Origin of the sequence: Streptomyces sp. NPDC059957, from assembly GCF_042730015.1 — a bacterium.
Classification (GTDB): Bacteria; Actinomycetota; Actinomycetes; order Streptomycetales; family Streptomycetaceae; genus Streptomyces.
Window position 1 is genome coordinate 45,793 of the sequence record NZ_JBHWMB010000055.1, and the last position, 15,668, is coordinate 61,460.

A 15,668-nucleotide genomic window follows, 5' to 3' on the forward strand; every position below is an offset into this window, starting at 1 on the left:
CGTCTCCCTCGGCGCCCTGGAAACCCCCAGCGAGGAGTTCGATGGGGCCGCCAAGGCCGCCACGGCCGCCAAGAACACCGCCGCCGGGCCCGCCGCCCTGCTGCGCGATCCCCGCGCCCGGGCCGCCGTACGGGGCCTCGTGGGCCTGGCGCGGCCGTGGACCAAGCCGGCCCCGCCGCCCGAGGAGGCCGACCGCCGCGCAGGACCCCGGCAGCCCCGGCACACCAAGGGCAGCGACCGGCGGGCCATCAGCCACCACTACGACGTGGGCAACACCTTCTACGAGCGGGTCCTCGGCCCGTCGATGGTGTACTCCTGCGCCTACTGGACCCCCGGCGGGAGCCTGGAGGACGCCCAGCGGGACAAGCTGGACCTGGTCTGCCGCAAGCTCGACCTGAGCCCCGGGGACCGGCTCCTCGACGTCGGCTGCGGCTGGGGCTCTATGGCCCTGCACGCGGCCCGGGAGTACGGGGCCAAGGTCACCGGGATCACGCTCTCGCGCGAACAGGCCGCCTACGCCCGCAAGCGGGTCGCGGAGGAGGGCCTGGCCGACCTCGTCGAGATCCGGGTTCAGGACTACCGGGACGTCAAGGACGGCCCGTACGACGCCATTTCCTCCATCGGGATGGCCGAACACGTCGGAGCCGACCGCTACCGCACGTACGCCCGGAGCCTGTACGCACTGCTGCGGCCGGGCGGCAGGCTGCTGAACCACCAGATCGCGCGGCGCCCCGAGCCGGACGAGGAGGCCTACCGGATCAACGCGTTCATAGACGCCTACGTCTTCCCCGACGGCGAGCTGTCCCCGCTGGGCACCACCGTCGGCGAGCTGGAACGGGCCGGCTTCGAGGTCCGCGACGTGGAGGCGCTGCGCGAGCACTACGCGCTCACCCTGCGGGCCTGGGTGGCCCGGCTGGAGGAGCACTGGGAGGAGGCGGTACGGCTGACCTCGCCCGGGCGGGCCCGGGTCTGGCAGCTGTACATGGCCGCCTCGGCGCTCGCCTTCGAGCACAACCGGCTCGGGGTCAACCAGGTGCTCGCGGTGCGCACCGGGACCCGCTCGGCCTCCGGGCTGCCGCTGCGCGCCCGGGAGTGGCCGCGGTAGCCCCACGCCCCACGCCCCACGCCCCCACGCCCCCACGCCCCCACGACAACGGCCGAGGGCCCCGCGGAGATCGCGGGGCCCTCGGCCTTCGTGCGGGTGGCGCGTGGCGCCGTACGGCTACTCCGTCTTGATGGCGGTCAGCATGTTCAGCCGGGCCGCGCTGCGGGCGGGCCACATGGCCGCCAGGGCGCCGACGACGCCGGCCAGCAGCATGAAGATCGCGATCCGGTCGAAGGGGATCACCAGGGCGTAGTTCGGGATCGAGCCCTTGATGGTCTCGCCGACGGCCCAGGCGATGAAGGTGCCGAGGGCCACGCCGATGACCGCGCCGAAGAGCGAGATCACGATGGCCTCCAGCCGGATCATGTTCTTGACCCGGCCGCGGTCCAGGCCGATGGCGCGCAGCATGCCGATCTCCTGCGTCCGCTCGTACACGGACATCGCCAGGGTGTTGACGACGCCGAGGACCGAGATGATCAGCGCCATGGCGAGCAGGCCGTACATGATGTTCAGGGCGGTGTTGATCATGCCGCCCATCTGGTTGCGGATGTCCTGCTGGGTGGCGAAGGTGATCGCCGGGTTCTTGCCGAGGGCGTCGACGAGGGCCTTCTCGCCTTTCTCGGAGGCGCCGCCGTCCATCTTGACGAAGACCTCGCGGATGTACGGCTCCTCGCTGTGCTGGGTGAGGATCTTGTAGTCGATCACGTAGGGGGAGAGCATGCCCTCCATGTCCTTGTAGATCGCGCCGACCTTCAGGTCCGCCTTCTTGTTGTCGTCGAAGGTGGTCTTCAGGGTGGAGCCGACGGAGAGCTTGTTCTCCTTCGCGGTCTTCTCCGCGACCGCCACCTCGCCCTTGGCCAGGCTGGTCAGCTGCCCGCTGACCACGTCGAAGTTGAGGAGCTGCCCGATGGTGGCCGGGTTGACTCCGGAGACGGACTGGTAGTCGGCGCTGTCGCCGTCACCGGTCCGGATGTTGCCGGCCATCTGCGGGGAGACGGCCGTGACGCCGGGGGCCTTCTCCAGGGCGGGGAGCACGGAGGGGTCCATGCTGCCGAAGGATTCGCCCATGGAGACGTTGTAGTCGGCCTTGAGGTTGTCCGTCGTCATCCGGTCGATGGCCTTGCCCATCGTGATGCCGAGGACGGACAGGGCGGTCACCAGGGTCAGGCCGATGGCCAGCGAGGCGGCGGTGACGGCGGTGCGGCGCGGGTTGCGGACCGCGTTCTGCGCGGCCAGCTTGCCGGCGACGCCGAAGGCCTTCTCCAGCAGCGGGCGGACCGCCGCGATGACCGGGCGGGAGAGGGCCGGCAGCAGGATGATGATGCCGATCATGGTGAGGAAGGCGCCGGCGCCGATGAGCATCTTGCCCTCCTTGCCGGTCATCGCCCCGCCGAGGATGCCGAGCAGACCGAGCAGGGTGACGGCGCCGCCGATGCTGTTGCGCAGCACCAGGGACTTGGCGGTGGCCGGCAGGTGGGCGCTGCCCATGGCGGCGACCGGGGAGATCTTGGCGGTACGGCGCGCGGGCAGCCAGGCGGCGAGCATCGTCACGACGATGCCGATGCCGATCGCCGCGGCGATGGTGGCCGGGGCGACGACCAGCGGACCGGCCGGGATCTTGACGTCGAAGGCGTTCATCGCGGAGCGCATGCCGATGGCGAGCCCGACGCCGGCGATCAGGCCGATGGCGGAGGAGATCACGCCGACGACCAGGGCCTCGGCCAGGACCGAGCGCTTGACCTGGCCGCGGTTGGCGCCGACGGCGCGCAGCAGGGCCAGCTCCTTCGTGCGCTGGGCGACCAGCATGGTGAAGGTGTTGTAGATCAGGAAGATGCCGACGAAGAGCGAGATCAGCGCGAACGTGAGCAGCATCTGGTTCATGCTGTTCATGCCCGCTTCGATGTCCTTGGCCTGCTCGGCGGCGAGGGCGGCGCCGGTCTGGGCCTTGGCGTCCTTGCCGACGATCGGCTTGATCTCGGTGAGCAGCTGGTCGGCGGAGACGCCGGCCTTGGCGCTGACCGCGAGTTCGTCGTAGTAGCCGGGCTGCAGGTAGAGCTGCTGGGCGGTCGGGGTGTCGAACAGGACGAGCGAGCCGCCCGCGTTGACCGCGCCGTCCTCGGTGGTGAAGACGCCGGTGAGCGTGTACTCCTTGGCCGGGCCGTTGTCGGCCACCCGGACCTTGTCGCCCACCTTGTACCGGCCGCGCTTGGCCGTCTCCTTGTCGAGGGCGATCTCGTCGGCCCTGGCCGGGCCGTTGCCCTCGGCGAAGGCGTAGCGGGGGTCCTTGCCGTCCTTGAGGGGGACGAAGTTGGCGCCGGTGTTGGACCAGCCGTTGCCGATCAGCTTGCCGTCCTGGTCGCCCACGGCGGCGAAGCCGTGGACGCGGCCGGAGACGGCGTCCACACCGGCGAGCGCCTTGACCTTGTCGAGGGACTTCTGGCTGATGCCCGGCTCGCCCTCCTTGGTGCCGTCTTCGGCCCGGCCGGGGCCGTAGGAGGTGACCGAGACGGCCACGCCGTCGAAGCTCTTGGCGGACTGGTTCGACATCGCCTTGCCGACGGTGTCGGTGAAGACGAGCGTGCCGGAGACGAAGGCGACGCCGAGGACGACGGCGAGCACCGTCATCAGCAGCCGGGCCTTGTGCGCGAGCACGTTGCGCAGGGCGGTACGGAACATGGTGGAGGAGTCCAGGTGTAAGGGGTCAGCGGGGACGTTCGGCTGCGAGGGGGTGCGCGTCCCTCAGCTGGTGCGGCCCTTGGCGTCGAAGGCCTTCATGCGGTCGAGCACGCCGTCCGCGGTGGGCTGGATCATCTCGTCGACGATGCGGCCGTCGGCGAGGAAGATGACGCGGTCCGCGTAGGAGGCGGCGACCGGGTCGTGGGTGACCATCACGACGGTCTGGCCGAGCTCGCGCACGGAGTTGCGCAGGAACCCGAGGACCTCGGCGCCGGAGCGCGAGTCGAGGTTTCCGGTGGGCTCGTCACCGAAGATGATCTCGGGGCGGGAGGCCAGGGCGCGGGCCACGGCCACGCGCTGCTGCTGGCCGCCGGAGAGCTGGGTCGGGCGGTGGGACAGGCGGTCGGAGAGGCCGACCATGCTGATCACCGAGTCCAGCCACTGCTTGTCGGGCTTGCGGCCGGCGATGTCCATGGGGAGCGTGATGTTCTCCAGGGCCGTCAGGGTCGGCAGCAGGTTGAAGGCCTGGAAGATGAAGCCGATCTTGTCCCGGCGCAGCTGCGTGAGCTGCTTGTCCTTCAGGGTGGACAGCTCGGTCTCGCCGATGCGGACGGACCCGGCGGAGAAGGTGTCCAGGCCTGCGACGCAGTGCATCAGCGTGGACTTGCCGGAGCCGGAGGGGCCCATGATCGCGGTGAACTGGCCCTGCGCGAAGTCCACGGAGACGTTGTCCAGAGCGACCACCTGGGTCTCGCCCTGGCCGTACACCTTGGAGAGGCCGGAGGCGCGTGCGGCGACGGCCTGGGCTGTGTGCGGGGCGTAGTTCATGGTGGTCACGGGGGCGACTCCTGTCGGGGGCGGGGCATGCGGACCGGGCTCACGGTCCGCGGTTGGCGGGACCCCTCCATCGTCGCGGCGCCCACCCCCGCTCCGGATCAGCCGTGATGCCCGTTCTCCGGGCCACCGGAGACTGACCACGGAGGGCAGGGCCTCCTCCTTTGGTATGACGGCCGCCCGGCTCGAGTTCGGGGTGGCGGCCGGTCGGGCGGCCGGGCGCGGCCGGCGAAGGCCGGGGCGGGGGCCTGGGCGCAGTCCCGGGCAGAGGTGGGACCGGAGGCGGAACGGGAGCGGAAACGGAGCCGCGCCGAGGGGGTGGCGCGCGGGGTGGCGCGCGGGGTGGCGCGGGCCATCGAAATCCCGTCAATCCCGTGGCGGCCATGATCGACGCCCGGAACGTGCCGACCGCGCCTTCTGTCCCCTGACGAGGCATCAATCGCCAATAAAATCAGACAACATCGGCGAGACGCCCAGGTGAGGGCGTAAGTGTTCCGGATAGGCTCGGCGCAGCGTTCAAGGCTTTTCCTACGGGGCCGCTACGCCCTGCCCGGATGGTGGAATGCAGACACGGCGAGCTTAAACCTCGCTGACCCTCGGGTCGTGCCGGTTCAAGTCCGGCTTCGGGCACGATGGTGTTGAGGATGTTCCGTTTCAGGCCGGAACACCCGGAACACGCGGAGGGCGGGGGCACCACGCGTACCCCCGCCCGTCCCGCGCGGCACGCCCGTCCCGGAGGGGAAAGATCCTCCTCCAGCAGTAGGGCGATTTCTTTGCGTTCGCATTACTCTTGATTCCAAGGCCGCGCACGGTGGCCATGGAGGAGTGAGATGAGGAGCAGCAACCCGGTCTTCTCGCGACGGGGGTTCAGCCGCGACAACGGTGCTAACGCGGGCTTCGGCACGCAGCAGCCCCAGGCCCAGGCCGGGACCGCCACCAACCCGTACGCGACCAACCCCTACGCGACCGACCCGGCCACGGGTATGCCGCAGGCGCCGGTCCGCGGCAACGCGATGACCATCGACGACGTCGTGAGCCGCACGGCTCTGACGCTCGGCACGGTCATCCTGACGGCGGCCGTCTCCTGGATCGCGCTTCCGGTCGACCCGGCCAACATCAACAAGTCGTACGGCATCGCCATCGGCGCCGCGCTCATCGCGTTCGTCTTCGCGATGATCCAGTCGTTCAAGGCCAAGCCCGTCCCGGCGCTGATCCTGGCGTACGCGGCCTTCGAGGGTGTCTTCCTCGGCGTCATCAGCTCGGCCGTCAGCACCTACATCAGTCCCGGCACGGTCGTCCAGGCCGTCATGGGCACGATGTGCGTCTTCGCCGGCGTGCTGATCGCCTACAAGATGCGCTGGATCAGGGTGAACCGGCGCTTCGTCGGCTTCGTGATGGCCGCCGCCATGGGCTTCATGCTCCTGATGGTCGTCAACCTCCTGTTCTCCGTCTTCGCGGGCGGCGACGGCCTCGGCTTCCGCAGCGGCGGCCTCGGCATCCTCTTCGGTGTCATCGGCATCCTGCTCGGTGCCGCCTTCCTCGCCATGGACTTCAAGATGGTCGAGGACGGCGTGGCCTACGGCGCCCCCCGCGAGGAGTCCTGGCTGGCGGCCTTCGGCCTCACCATGACCCTGGTGTGGATCTACATGGAGATGCTGCGCCTGATCTCCATCCTCAAGGGCGACTAGTACCCCACGGTCAGTACTCATCGGGTACGCACCCGCTGAGCTGAGGAAGGCCCCGCGAGCACACGCTCGCGGGGCCTTCCCGCATGTCGGGGGTCAGCAGATCGGGTGATCGGAAGTCGGGGGCTGCGGACGGGGGCAGGGGCCGGCTCAGCCGAACTTGCGGGCGGCCCTGCGCAGGTCGTACTCGTGGATGATCGCCTTGGCCTGGCCGTACGACAGCTCGTGCGCACCGAGCAGCCAGCTGACCTTCTCTTCGAACCGGACGAGGGAGGGGCCGTCGTCCACGGCCCTGAGCCAGTCGGAGAGTTCACGACCGGTGGTCTGGGGGATTCTGTCGATCATGTTGCGGTGGGTCTGTTCGGAGAACTCAACGGACATGGGCGCCTCCGGGGGTATCGCCGTGCTGTGCTGTTCTCTTCACGCCACCGTGCCGGAGAGTTCGCGTGTTGGCAATGGCGCCGGGGCGGCGCGTAAGGTCGGCCGGGTGCTCGATACCTCACCCTTGACCGCCGCCGTGGAGCGTTTCGCCGACCGGCTGCGGGCGGCTCCGCAGAGCCGCCTCCAGCAGGGCGCCGCCGAGACGGCCCTGGACCTGGCCCGGGAGCTCTCGCTGCGGGCGCAGCGGCTGGAGGCGGCTGCCGCGGGCCCCGGGGACGGCACGGGGGCGGCTCCGGCGCGGACGATGCCCGACGCCGGGATCTTCGTCGTCGGTGACCAGCTGGCCGTGGCCGGGCTGGACCTCGCCGAGGCCCTGCAGGCCGCCGCGGCGGGCCCGGACACGGCGAAGGCCCCGTCCGAGATGCTGGACGAGGCCGTTCGGCTGGTGGATCAGGCGGAAGCCGGGGCGCTGCGGTGACTCAGGGCGCTGCCGTGCCTCAGAGCGAGGCGATGACGCGGTCGGCGAGGATGTAGACGTTGCTGTCCGGGTCCTCGGAGTCTCCGCAGGAGAAGGTCAGGGCGTAGGCGCCGGAGATGCCCGAGCCGCCCAGCAGGACCGGTGCGCTGCCCGAGCGCAGGGCGTCGGCGAGCCGCTCGGCGGTCTCCCGGTGGCCCGGGGTCATGCAGAGCGTGGTGCCGTCGGTGAAGACGTACACGTCCAGGGTGCCCAGCGGGCCGGGGCGGACGTCCGCGAGGGCCGTACGGGCCTCCGCGAGCTCCTCCAGGCGGTTGACCGTGCGCTCGTGGTCGGCGCCGGGGTGCGAGGCCTGCACGGGGACGAAGTCCGGGTGCGAGGGGTGGCGCCGGCGGGCGGCGGCCAGCTCGGCCGAGTCCTCCGGGTAGGTCTGGTAGTCCTCGGCGTCGTCGCCCAGGAGCGGCTCCAGGCCGACCATGTCCGCCTGCCGGGGCAGGAAGACGGGGCTCTCGAAGGCGGGGCCCTCCTCACCGAGGGCGGACAGGCCGCCCAGCAGGGAGGGGGCGTCGGCGGCGTCACGCGCCTCCTGGGCGGCCCAGAAGGCACGCGCCTCGGCGAGCTCGCGCTCGCGCTCCTCGGCGAGGGCCTCGGCGACGGCGGCCCGTATCTCGGCGGCGGGGGACTCCACGGCGCTGCGGGCGTGCGGAACGGTGGCACCACGGGGGTGCGAAACCGTCAGCTCACCGCGCAGTGCGGTGACCTGCTTGCGCAGGCCGTGGACGGCGTGCAGCGCAGCAGCGCCGACGGCCGTGGCAGCGGCCGTGGTCAGCAGTAGGGCAAGAGACATGGCGCTCACTGACTAACTCCTGATTGATTCGATCCCCCGACTTCCTACATCAGCTTGTCCTGCCCTGGGAATGGCTTGCAGTGCAATACGTCATGAATTGGACAGGTCTTTCGTCCCGAGCGCCCCACCCGAACCATGCCTGACCTGCGGAAACAAGGGTCCCCCAGGACTAAGGTCACATCCTGGGGGACATTTGGTCACAGAATGGCCGCGACAGGATTAGATTTGATGTCAGTACGACGTACGGGATCAAGCAGATCCCTTACGGCGTCTGGCCTCGGCTCTTGATCCCGACGGGACGACCCCTACCCGCCGCTGCGGCTCAGCTCAGCCGCTCGATGACCATGGCCATGCCCTGGCCGCCGCCGACGCACATGGTTTCGAGGCCGAACTGCTTGTCGTGGAACTGCAGGCTGTTGATCAGCGTGCCGGTGATCCGCGCGCCGGTCATCCCGAAGGGGTGACCGATGGCGATGGCCCCGCCGTTGACGTTCAGCTTCTCCAGCGGGATCTCGAGGTCCCGGTAGGAGGGGATCACCTGGGCCGCGAAGGCCTCGTTGATCTCGAACAGGTCGATGTCGCCGACGGTCAGGCCCGCCCGCTTCAGCGCCTGCTTGGAGGCCTCGACCGGGCCCAGGCCCATGATCTCGGGGGACAGGCCGGTGACGCCGGTGGAGACGATTCGGGCCAGCGGGGTCAGGCCCAGCTCGCGCGCCTTGGTGTCGCTCATGACGACCAGGGCCGCGGCGCCGTCGTTCAGCGGGCAGCAGTTGCCGGCCGTGATCAGGCCGTCGGGGCGGAAGACGGGCTTGAGACCCTGGACGGCCTCCAGGGTGACCCCGGCGCGCGGGCCGTCGTCCTGCGAGACGACCGTGCCGTCCGGGGTGGTGACCGGGGTGATCTCGCGGGCCCAGAAGCCGTTCTTGATGGCTTCCTCGGCCAGGTTCTGCGAGCGCACGCCGAACTCGTCCATGTCGGCGCGGGTCACGCCCTTGAGCCGGGCCAGGTTCTCCGCGGTCTGCCCCATCCCGATGTACGCGTCGGGGGTGCGGCCGTCCTCGCGCGGGTCGTGCCAGGAGGAGCCGGTGGACTCGGCGATCTCCTTGGTGCGGGCCTCGGACTCCGCGAAGAGCGGGTTGTGGGTGCCCGGGATGCCGTCGGAGGAGCCGTTCACGGACCGGGAGACCATCTCGACGCCCGCGGAGATGAAGACGTCGCCCTCGCCCGCCTTGATGGCGTGCAGCGCCATCCGGGAGGCCTGGAGCGAGGAGGCGCAGTAGCGGGTGATCGTGGTGGCGGGCAGGTGGTCCATGCCCATCTGCACCGCGACGATCCGGCCGAGGTTGTGGCCCTGCTCGCCGCCCGGGAGGCCGCAGCCCAGCATCAGGTCGTCGATCTCGCGCGGGTCCAGCCCGGGGACCTTGGCGAGGGCGGCCTGGATGACCGTGGCGGTCAGGTCGTCCGGGCGGACGTCCTTGAGGGATCCCTTGAAGGCGCGACCGATCGGCGAACGGGCGGTGGAAACGATGACGGCTTCGGGCATCGGGGCTCCAAGGGAGGTGGTGTCGTACCGGGACCGCATGCGAAGTTACCGCCCCGTACCGTCGAGGTCACTGTCCTTGCGATGTGACTCCGGTCGCTCTGGACGCCGGTGCGGCGGGTCCCGTCGCGCCGGTCGCGCCGGCCGGTGCGGCTTCCGCGGTGTGATCCGTCAGGTCCTCGCCCGGCACCCGGCGCCTGCGCCGGTACTTGAGCAGGGCCCACGGGCCGCGCGCACCGGTCACCTCCGTGCCGGCCTGGCCCGCCGCCGCCGAGGCGGCCTTGGCCACCGGGAGCATGTCCTCGTTGCGCGAGACGTCCAGCCGGTCCGACTCGGGCCAGACGCCCAGGGCCGCGCACAGGGTCGGCAGTATGGCCATGGCGGCGGTCGCGTACCCCTCCGCCGACGGGTGGTAGGAGTCCGGTCCGAACATCTCGCGGGGGTTCGCCGCGAACTCCGTCCCCATCAGGTCGCCGATCGAGACCGTACGGGCGCCCAGCGCGAGCACCCCGATCGTCTGGGCGGCGGCCAGCTGGCGCGAGACCCGGCGGGCCAGCCACCGCAGCGGCTGGTACACCGGCTCGATGGTGCCGAGGTCCGGGCAGGTCCCGACCACCACCTCGGAGCCCGCGAGCCGCAGCCTGCGCACGGCCGCGGTCAGCAGCCGCACCGACTGGGTGGGCGGCATCCGGCGGGTCACGTCGTTGGCGCCGATCATGATCACGCACACGTCGGGGGCGGGTCCGTCACCGTCCAGCAGCAGGCCCGTCTGGCGGTCCAGGTCGTCCGACATGGCACCCGAGAGCGCCACGTTGCGCAGCTCGACCGGACGCTCGGCCACCGCCGCCAGCCCCGAGGCCAGCAGGGCGCCGGGCGTCTGTCTGGCCCGCCGAACCCCCAGCCCGGCGGCCGTGGAATCGCCCAGCACGCCGAACCGCAGCGGGCCCGGACTCAGCTCCGGGCCGCCGAACTCACTCCCGTACAGTCCGTCCGCGCGCGGCGGATCGGGGAGCCCGGTGCCGACCGTCCGCTTCGCGAACTGCATCTCCGCCACCACGAGCCCCACCGCGGCGGCCCCGACGAGCCCGAGCCCGCCACCGCCGTACGCCGCTCCCGCCGCGATGCGGCGGGCCGTCCTCGCCCTGGACACCCTTTGAGCCACCTCCTCGGTCCCGCGGCCGGATCCCTGCCCTTTTCCCGCCGTTCCTGGTCGTCCTGCTGACCTACCTGCCCCGTACTGCCGGTCGGCCAATCCCTTTCCGCATAGTCTGGCGGTGCCTCCCGGAGAACCCGTGGAGTCCCCTCCTTGGAGAACATGGTGCAATTCCACGACTCGATGATCAGCCTCGTCGGCAACACCCCGCTGGTGAAGCTCAACCGTGTGACCGAAGGCCTCCAGGCCACCGTCCTGGCCAAGGTCGAGTACTTCAATCCCGGCGGATCCGTGAAGGACCGGATCGCCGTGCGGATGATCGAGGCCGCCGAACAGAGCGGAGCACTCAAGCCCGGCGGCACCATCGTGGAGCCCACGAGCGGCAACACGGGTGTAGGACTCGCTATCGTGGCCCAGCAGAAGGGTTACAAGTGCATCTTCGTCTGCCCTGACAAGGTCTCCGCGGACAAGATCAACGTCATGCGCGCGTACGGCGCCGAGGTCGTGGTCTGCCCGACCGCCGTCGACCCCGAGCACCCGGACTCGTACTACAACGTGTCCGACCGTCTCGTGCGCGAGACCCCGGGCGCCTGGAAGCCCGACCAGTACAGCAACGCGAACAACTCGCGCTCGCACTACGAGACCACCGGTCCCGAGCTCTGGGAGCAGACGGCCGGGAAGATCACCCACTTCGTCGCCGGCGTCGGCACGGGCGGCACGATCTCGGGCACGGGCCGGTACCTCAAGGAGGCCTCCGACGGGCGCGTGAAGATCATCGGAGCGGACCCCGAGGGCTCGGTCTACTCCGGCGGCTCCGGCCGCCCGTACCTCGTCGAGGGCGTCGGCGAGGACTTCTGGCCGACCGCCTACGACCCCACGGTGACCGACGAGATCATCGCGGTGTCCGACAAGGACTCCTTCCAGATGACCCGCCGTCTCGCGAAGGAGGAGGGCCTGCTCGTCGGCGGCTCCTGCGGCATGGCGGTCGTCGCCGCGCTGAAGGCGGCCGAGGGCCTCGGCCCGGACGACGTGGTCGTCGTCCTGCTCCCGGACAGCGGGCGCGGCTACATCAGCAAGATCTTCAACGACGAGTGGATGGCCGGACACGGCTTCCTGGAGGACGCGGGCCCCTCGGCCCGCATCCGTGACGTGCTCGCGGACAAGTCGGGCGGCATCCCCTCGCTGGTCCACATGCACCCCGAGGAGACCGTCGGCGAGGCCATCGAGGTGCTGCGCGAGTACGGCGTCTCGCAGATGCCGATCGTCAAGCCGGGCGCCGGTCACCCCGACGTGATGGCCGCCGAGGTCATCGGCTCCGTCGTCGAGAAGGAGCTGCTGGCGGCGCTGTTCGCGGGCGGCGCCTCCCTCGGCGACCCGCTGGAGAAGCACATGAGCGCGCCGCTGCCGCAGGTCGGCTCGGGCGAGCCGGTCTCCGAGCTGATGGCGGTGCTCGGCGAGGCCGACGCGGCCATCGTGCTGGTCGAGGGCAAGCCGACCGGTGTGGTGAGCCGTCAGGACCTGCTGGCGTTCCTGGCCAAGGGCGCCAAGTAGCGACTGCGGGGCCTCGTATGGGGCCTCGTACGGAGCCGCGTGCGGGGTCGTGTACGGAGCCGCGTGCGGGCGACGCGCAAACGGTACGGGCCCGACACGTGACGGCAGCACCGGCTTAACACGGCTCCGGCACAGTGGTGGTTGTCGGCAGGGAAGCCCGGGAAACCGGGCCCCGGCCGGCAACACGAACGGCGTCGGCGCACCTCCGGAGCGGCTCCCGGAACGCGTTGGACGCCACGGACGCGCGGACGGCCCTGACCCGGCCCGTGTCCTGCGCGGGGACCGCCGTCGTCCCGCCCCCGGGAAACCGGGGTGCGGCGGTCCCCGCGCATGTTCGTGTGCCCGGGCCCGCGGTCGACCCGCGTGCCTGCCCTCGCGCCTTCCCGTCCGGCCGTCAGTCCAGCGGATCGGGGCGGCGCTCGTCCTGCTCGCCCCGGTGACCCCGGCGGAACTTCGTCGCGTGGACGTAGTTGACGCCCAGGATGCCGACCCAGGCGACGACCAGACCGCTGAGGCCGGCCTGGGCGGCGCCGATCGCGGAGAGCGGGATCGCCAGCACGAGGGTGATGATCGCGAAGCCGAAGCGCTCGCCGAAGTTCCCGTCCGCGGACTGCGCGGCGCCGGGGTGGGTGCCGCGGGCCGCGGACAGCCGCTCCTCCGCGAGGCGCCGGCGGACCTGCGTGTCGACCTTCTCCACGAACGAGTCCACCAGCGCGGCCTCGTACTCCGCCCCCAGCTCCCGCCGGGCGTCGAGCGTGGCGGAGAGTTCCTTCTTCAACTCTTGGGACTCCATCCCGCCACCCTAGGAGCCGGCGTCCTTGCCGGCACTGGGGCTAGCCCCCGTATCGCGCCGGACCAGGGTGCGGACGGGGCGTACGAGGACCAGTGCGAGGGCGCAGCCCAGGCTGATCGCGGCGCCGGCCAGCAGCAGGGGACGGACGCCGAAGAGGCCGCTGGCGGGGCCCGAGAGGACCTGGCCGAAGGGGATGGCGAGGATCGAGCCGCCGACCTCGTACGCGGTGACCCGGTTGAGCCGGTCCTGCGGTATCTGGGTCTGCACCGTGGTGGACCACTGGACGCCCCAGAACGCCCAGCCCAGGCCGCTGACCGCGTAGCCGAGCATCAGGAGCGGCAGGTCGGGGACCAGGGCCGCCGCCAGCGGCATCATCGGGAACGCGAACATGGCGACGGCCCCGCCGAGCAGTGGGCGGGCCGGGCGGATCCGGATCGCGACGAGGCCGCCGAGGACGCAGCCGGCCCCGAAGGCCCCCTCCGCGTACCCGAAAGCCGCCTTGCCGTGCTCGGCGATGACCGAGGCCGCCCCGAGGGGGGTGAGGGGACCCCAGACGCAGACCCCGAGGACCCACCAGATCAGGATGACCGCCCACAGCCAGGACCGGGAGCGGAACTCCTGCCAGCCCTCGCGGAGGCTGGCGAGGGTGGACTCCTGGCGGCCGGAGGTGAAGCGCGGCAGCCGCACCGCCAGCGCCAGCAGGCAGATCCCGCTGACCGCGAAGGTGGCCGCGTCGATCACGAACACCCAGGCCGTCGAGGTGGTGGCGACGAGCACGCCGGCGATGGCCGGACCGGCCATCGTGGACGCGCCCTCGCTGACCCGAAGCACTCCGTTGGCCTGGGTGGGGTCGGCGGAGACCTGCGGGACCAGGCTCGCGGTGCCCGGCTGGAACATCGCGGTCGCGATGCCGCCGAGCACCGATCCGCAGATGACGAACCACAGCGTCGGGTGGCCGAGCCAGAGGTACAGGGCGAAGGAGCCCTGGGCCGCGCACCGGACCACGTCCGCGCCGATCATCTGCGGCAGGGGGTGGAAGCGGTCCGCGAACACCCCGCCGAACACCACGAAGAGGGCGAAGGAGCCCATCCACGCGCCGAGCGCGTACCCGATGCCGCTTACCCCGTAGCCGAGCGAGATCATGGCCACGGCCAGGGCGACGGGCATCATCGTGTCGCCCAGCATCGAGACGACGCGGGCGGTGAAGTAGAGGCCGAAGTTCCGGGTCCAGAGGCGGGAACGGGGTCGGGGCCGGGACCGGGGCGGGGTGGAGATGGACGAGGACGCCATGGAAGGGCAGCCAATTCGCTTGGGTGTGGGGGGTGTTGGCCGGTGGATCTCGGTGCGGCCGCACTCGAGGATCAAGGCGGGCCGTGGGCCGGTCAAGCGAATTGAATCGGGGCGGGGGTGGCGTCGCGAAGGCCTCGCGGAGTCCTCGCGGAGTCCTCGCGGAGTCCTGGCGAAGGCCTCGCGGAGGGTCTCGGATCGCGGGCGCGGGTTGCCGTCCTGCATAACCGCATGCAGAGTGCTCGGTGACTGAATATCCCGTCGGTGGCCGCCCGGCCGCCCGGCGGACGGGACGGAGGGGAACGGGATGAGCGAGAGCCCTGCGGCCCGGCTGCAGAAGCTGTTCGAGGGGCACCGGCTGACGCCGACGCAGCGGCGCATCGCGCACTGCATGGTGCGCGGGGCGGCGGACGTGCCGTTCCTGTCGAGCGTGGAGCTCGCCGAGCTAGCCGGGGTGAGCCAGCCGTCGGTGACCCGGTTCGCGGTCGCGCTGGGCTTCGACGGCTATCCCGCGCTGCGCCGGCACCTGCGGGAGGTGGCCCCCGCCGAGCGGGCGGGGGGTGGGGACGAGGACGCGTACAACGAGTACCAGCAGGCCGTGCAGGGCGAGATCGAGAACCTGCGGCAGCTCTCCGCGATGCTCGCCGACCCGGCGCCGGTACGGGAGGCCGGGCGGCTGCTGGCCGGGTCGACCCCGCTGCCCGTACTGGGGCTGCGCGCGGCCTCCTCGCAGGCGCGGGGGTTCGCGTACTTCGCGGCGAAGGTCCACCCCGATGTTCGGCTGCTCGACGAGGGCGGCTCGATGCTCGCCGACCGGATCGACGCGGCGGCGGGCGCGGGGGCTTCGGCCCTGCTGTGCTTCGCGCTGCCGCGCCACCCGAAGGAGGTCTCGGAGGCCCTGGAGCACGCGCGGGCGGCCGGGCTGACCGTGGTGACGGTCGCCGACTCGGCGTTCGCGCCGGTGGCCCGCAACTCCGACCTGCTGATCCCGGCGCCCGTCGGCACCGGGCTGGCCTTCGACACGGCGTGCGCGCCGATGCTGCTCGGGCGGGTGCTGCTGGAGGCGATGGCGGACGCGCTTCCGGACGCCCAGGCGAGGCTGGAGGCCTTCGACGCGCGGGCCGCTGCGCGGGGGCTGTTCGTGGAGTAGGCGGTTTCGGTTTCCCGCGGCGGAGCCGGGGGTTCGCCTCAAACGCCGGCGGGGCTGGGTTTTGGCTGGCGTCTGCGTGTACGTGGGGCCTGGCTGCGGGTGGGCCGGTGCCGGGGGCGGGGTGGGGTGTCGGCCTGGACTGCATGATTTAGGCGCCCTCTGCTCTACTCCGACAGGGCGCGGCCTGCTCC

Annotated in this window: 13 protein-coding genes and 1 tRNA gene; 6 read left to right on the forward strand and 8 right to left on the reverse strand. The window is 71.4% G+C overall.

Annotated elements, in window-relative coordinates:
* Nucleotides 1–1,105: class I SAM-dependent methyltransferase (locus tag ACFWBW_RS29920; RefSeq protein ID WP_385378865.1), on the forward strand; the 1,105-nt coding region annotated here is incomplete at its 5' end.
* 117 nt (nucleotides 1,106–1,222) lie between these two features.
* On the opposite strand, the gene ACFWBW_RS29925 is transcribed toward ACFWBW_RS29920, so the two are convergent.
* Both ACFWBW_RS29925 and ACFWBW_RS29930 read right to left on the reverse strand, forming a co-directional pair.
* Nucleotides 1,223–3,781 (reverse strand): ABC transporter permease, encoded by a 2,559-nt coding sequence (locus ACFWBW_RS29925; RefSeq protein WP_385378868.1) that lies wholly within the window; start codon nucleotides 3,779–3,781, stop codon nucleotides 1,223–1,225.
* 63 nt (nucleotides 3,782–3,844) lie between these two features.
* Nucleotides 3,845–4,609: an ABC transporter ATP-binding protein gene (locus ACFWBW_RS29930; protein WP_385378901.1), complete on the reverse strand. Its 765-nt coding sequence runs from the start codon at nucleotides 4,607–4,609 to the stop codon at nucleotides 3,845–3,847.
* Nucleotides 4,610–5,163: 554 nt separating this feature from the next.
* Here ACFWBW_RS29930 and ACFWBW_RS29935 point away from each other — a divergent pair.
* Nucleotides 5,164–5,245: transfer RNA gene (locus tag ACFWBW_RS29935), tRNA-Leu, on the forward strand.
* Nucleotides 5,246–5,445: 200 nt separating this feature from the next.
* The gene (locus tag ACFWBW_RS29940; RefSeq protein ID WP_385378870.1) at nucleotides 5,446–6,303 is read left to right on the forward strand and encodes a Bax inhibitor-1/YccA family protein; all 858 of its coding nucleotides are present in this window, start codon (nucleotides 5,446–5,448) and stop codon (nucleotides 6,301–6,303) included.
* A 147-nt stretch (nucleotides 6,304–6,450) separates the two neighbouring features.
* Here ACFWBW_RS29940 and ACFWBW_RS29945 read toward each other — a convergent pair whose 3' ends face one another.
* Complete coding sequence (locus tag ACFWBW_RS29945; protein ID WP_250736957.1) at nucleotides 6,451–6,681, reverse strand: DUF4287 domain-containing protein; 231 nt, start codon at nucleotides 6,679–6,681, stop codon at nucleotides 6,451–6,453.
* A 106-nt stretch (nucleotides 6,682–6,787) separates the two neighbouring features.
* Between ACFWBW_RS29945 and ACFWBW_RS29950 the strand changes: the two genes are divergently transcribed.
* The gene (locus ACFWBW_RS29950) at nucleotides 6,788–7,159 is read left to right on the forward strand and encodes a hypothetical protein (protein WP_385378874.1); all 372 of its coding nucleotides are present in this window, start codon (nucleotides 6,788–6,790) and stop codon (nucleotides 7,157–7,159) included.
* 19 nt (nucleotides 7,160–7,178) lie between these two features.
* On the opposite strand, the gene ACFWBW_RS29955 is transcribed toward ACFWBW_RS29950, so the two are convergent.
* The 3 genes from ACFWBW_RS29955 to ACFWBW_RS29965 all read right to left on the reverse strand — a co-directional run bounded on the left by ACFWBW_RS29955 (nucleotide 7,179) and on the right by ACFWBW_RS29965 (nucleotide 10,693).
* On the reverse strand, nucleotides 7,179–8,003 hold the full coding sequence (locus tag ACFWBW_RS29955; RefSeq protein WP_385378877.1) for a hypothetical protein: 825 nt from the start codon (nucleotides 8,001–8,003) through the stop codon (nucleotides 7,179–7,181).
* Between the two features lie 322 nt (nucleotides 8,004–8,325).
* The gene (locus ACFWBW_RS29960) at nucleotides 8,326–9,546 is read right to left on the reverse strand and encodes an acetyl-CoA C-acetyltransferase (protein ID WP_385378880.1); all 1,221 of its coding nucleotides are present in this window, start codon (nucleotides 9,544–9,546) and stop codon (nucleotides 8,326–8,328) included.
* 67 nt (nucleotides 9,547–9,613) lie between these two features.
* Nucleotides 9,614–10,693 (reverse strand): SGNH/GDSL hydrolase family protein, encoded by a 1,080-nt coding sequence (locus tag ACFWBW_RS29965; protein ID WP_385378883.1) that lies wholly within the window; start codon nucleotides 10,691–10,693, stop codon nucleotides 9,614–9,616.
* A 168-nt stretch (nucleotides 10,694–10,861) separates the two neighbouring features.
* On the opposite strand from ACFWBW_RS29965, the gene ACFWBW_RS29970 reads away from it, so the two are divergent.
* On the forward strand, nucleotides 10,862–12,247 hold the full coding sequence (locus ACFWBW_RS29970; RefSeq protein WP_385378904.1) for a cystathionine beta-synthase: 1,386 nt from the start codon (nucleotides 10,862–10,864) through the stop codon (nucleotides 12,245–12,247).
* A 394-nt stretch (nucleotides 12,248–12,641) separates the two neighbouring features.
* Here ACFWBW_RS29970 and ACFWBW_RS29975 read toward each other — a convergent pair whose 3' ends face one another.
* Nucleotides 12,642–13,040, reverse strand: a complete 399-nt coding sequence (locus tag ACFWBW_RS29975; protein ID WP_385378886.1) for a hypothetical protein — start codon at nucleotides 13,038–13,040, stop codon at nucleotides 12,642–12,644.
* 9 nt (nucleotides 13,041–13,049) lie between these two features.
* Nucleotides 13,050–14,330 carry an MFS transporter gene (locus ACFWBW_RS29980; RefSeq protein ID WP_385378889.1) on the reverse strand — a complete coding sequence of 427 codons (1,281 nt, stop codon included), beginning with the start codon at nucleotides 14,328–14,330 and terminating at the stop codon, nucleotides 13,050–13,052.
* A 304-nt stretch (nucleotides 14,331–14,634) separates the two neighbouring features.
* Between ACFWBW_RS29980 and ACFWBW_RS29985 the strand changes: the two genes are divergently transcribed.
* The gene (locus ACFWBW_RS29985; protein WP_385378892.1) at nucleotides 14,635–15,477 is read left to right on the forward strand and encodes a MurR/RpiR family transcriptional regulator; all 843 of its coding nucleotides are present in this window, start codon (nucleotides 14,635–14,637) and stop codon (nucleotides 15,475–15,477) included.
* The last annotated feature ends 191 nt before the right edge of the window (nucleotides 15,478–15,668 follow it).

Bases quoted from the DNA above. Each gene is read 5' to 3' on its own strand.
- ACFWBW_RS29985 (WP_385378892.1), top strand. From the start codon at position 14,635: ATGAGCGAGAGCCCTGCGGCCCGGCTGCAGAAGCTGTTCGAGGGGCAC.
- ACFWBW_RS29925 (WP_385378868.1), bottom strand. From the start codon at position 3,781: ATGTTCCGTACCGCCCTGCGCAACGTGCTCGCGCACAAGGCCCGGCTG.
- ACFWBW_RS29975 (WP_385378886.1), bottom strand. From the start codon at position 13,040: ATGGAGTCCCAAGAGTTGAAGAAGGAACTCTCCGCCACGCTCGACGCC.
- ACFWBW_RS29930 (WP_385378901.1), bottom strand. From the start codon at position 4,609: ATGAACTACGCCCCGCACACAGCCCAGGCCGTCGCCGCACGCGCCTCC.
- ACFWBW_RS29980 (WP_385378889.1), bottom strand. From the start codon at position 14,330: ATGGCGTCCTCGTCCATCTCCACCCCGCCCCGGTCCCGGCCCCGACCC.
- ACFWBW_RS29955 (WP_385378877.1), bottom strand. From the start codon at position 8,003: ATGTCTCTTGCCCTACTGCTGACCACGGCCGCTGCCACGGCCGTCGGC.
- ACFWBW_RS29960 (WP_385378880.1), bottom strand. From the start codon at position 9,546: ATGCCCGAAGCCGTCATCGTTTCCACCGCCCGTTCGCCGATCGGTCGC.
- ACFWBW_RS29940 (WP_385378870.1), top strand. From the start codon at position 5,446: ATGAGGAGCAGCAACCCGGTCTTCTCGCGACGGGGGTTCAGCCGCGAC.
- ACFWBW_RS29945 (WP_250736957.1), bottom strand. From the start codon at position 6,681: ATGTCCGTTGAGTTCTCCGAACAGACCCACCGCAACATGATCGACAGA.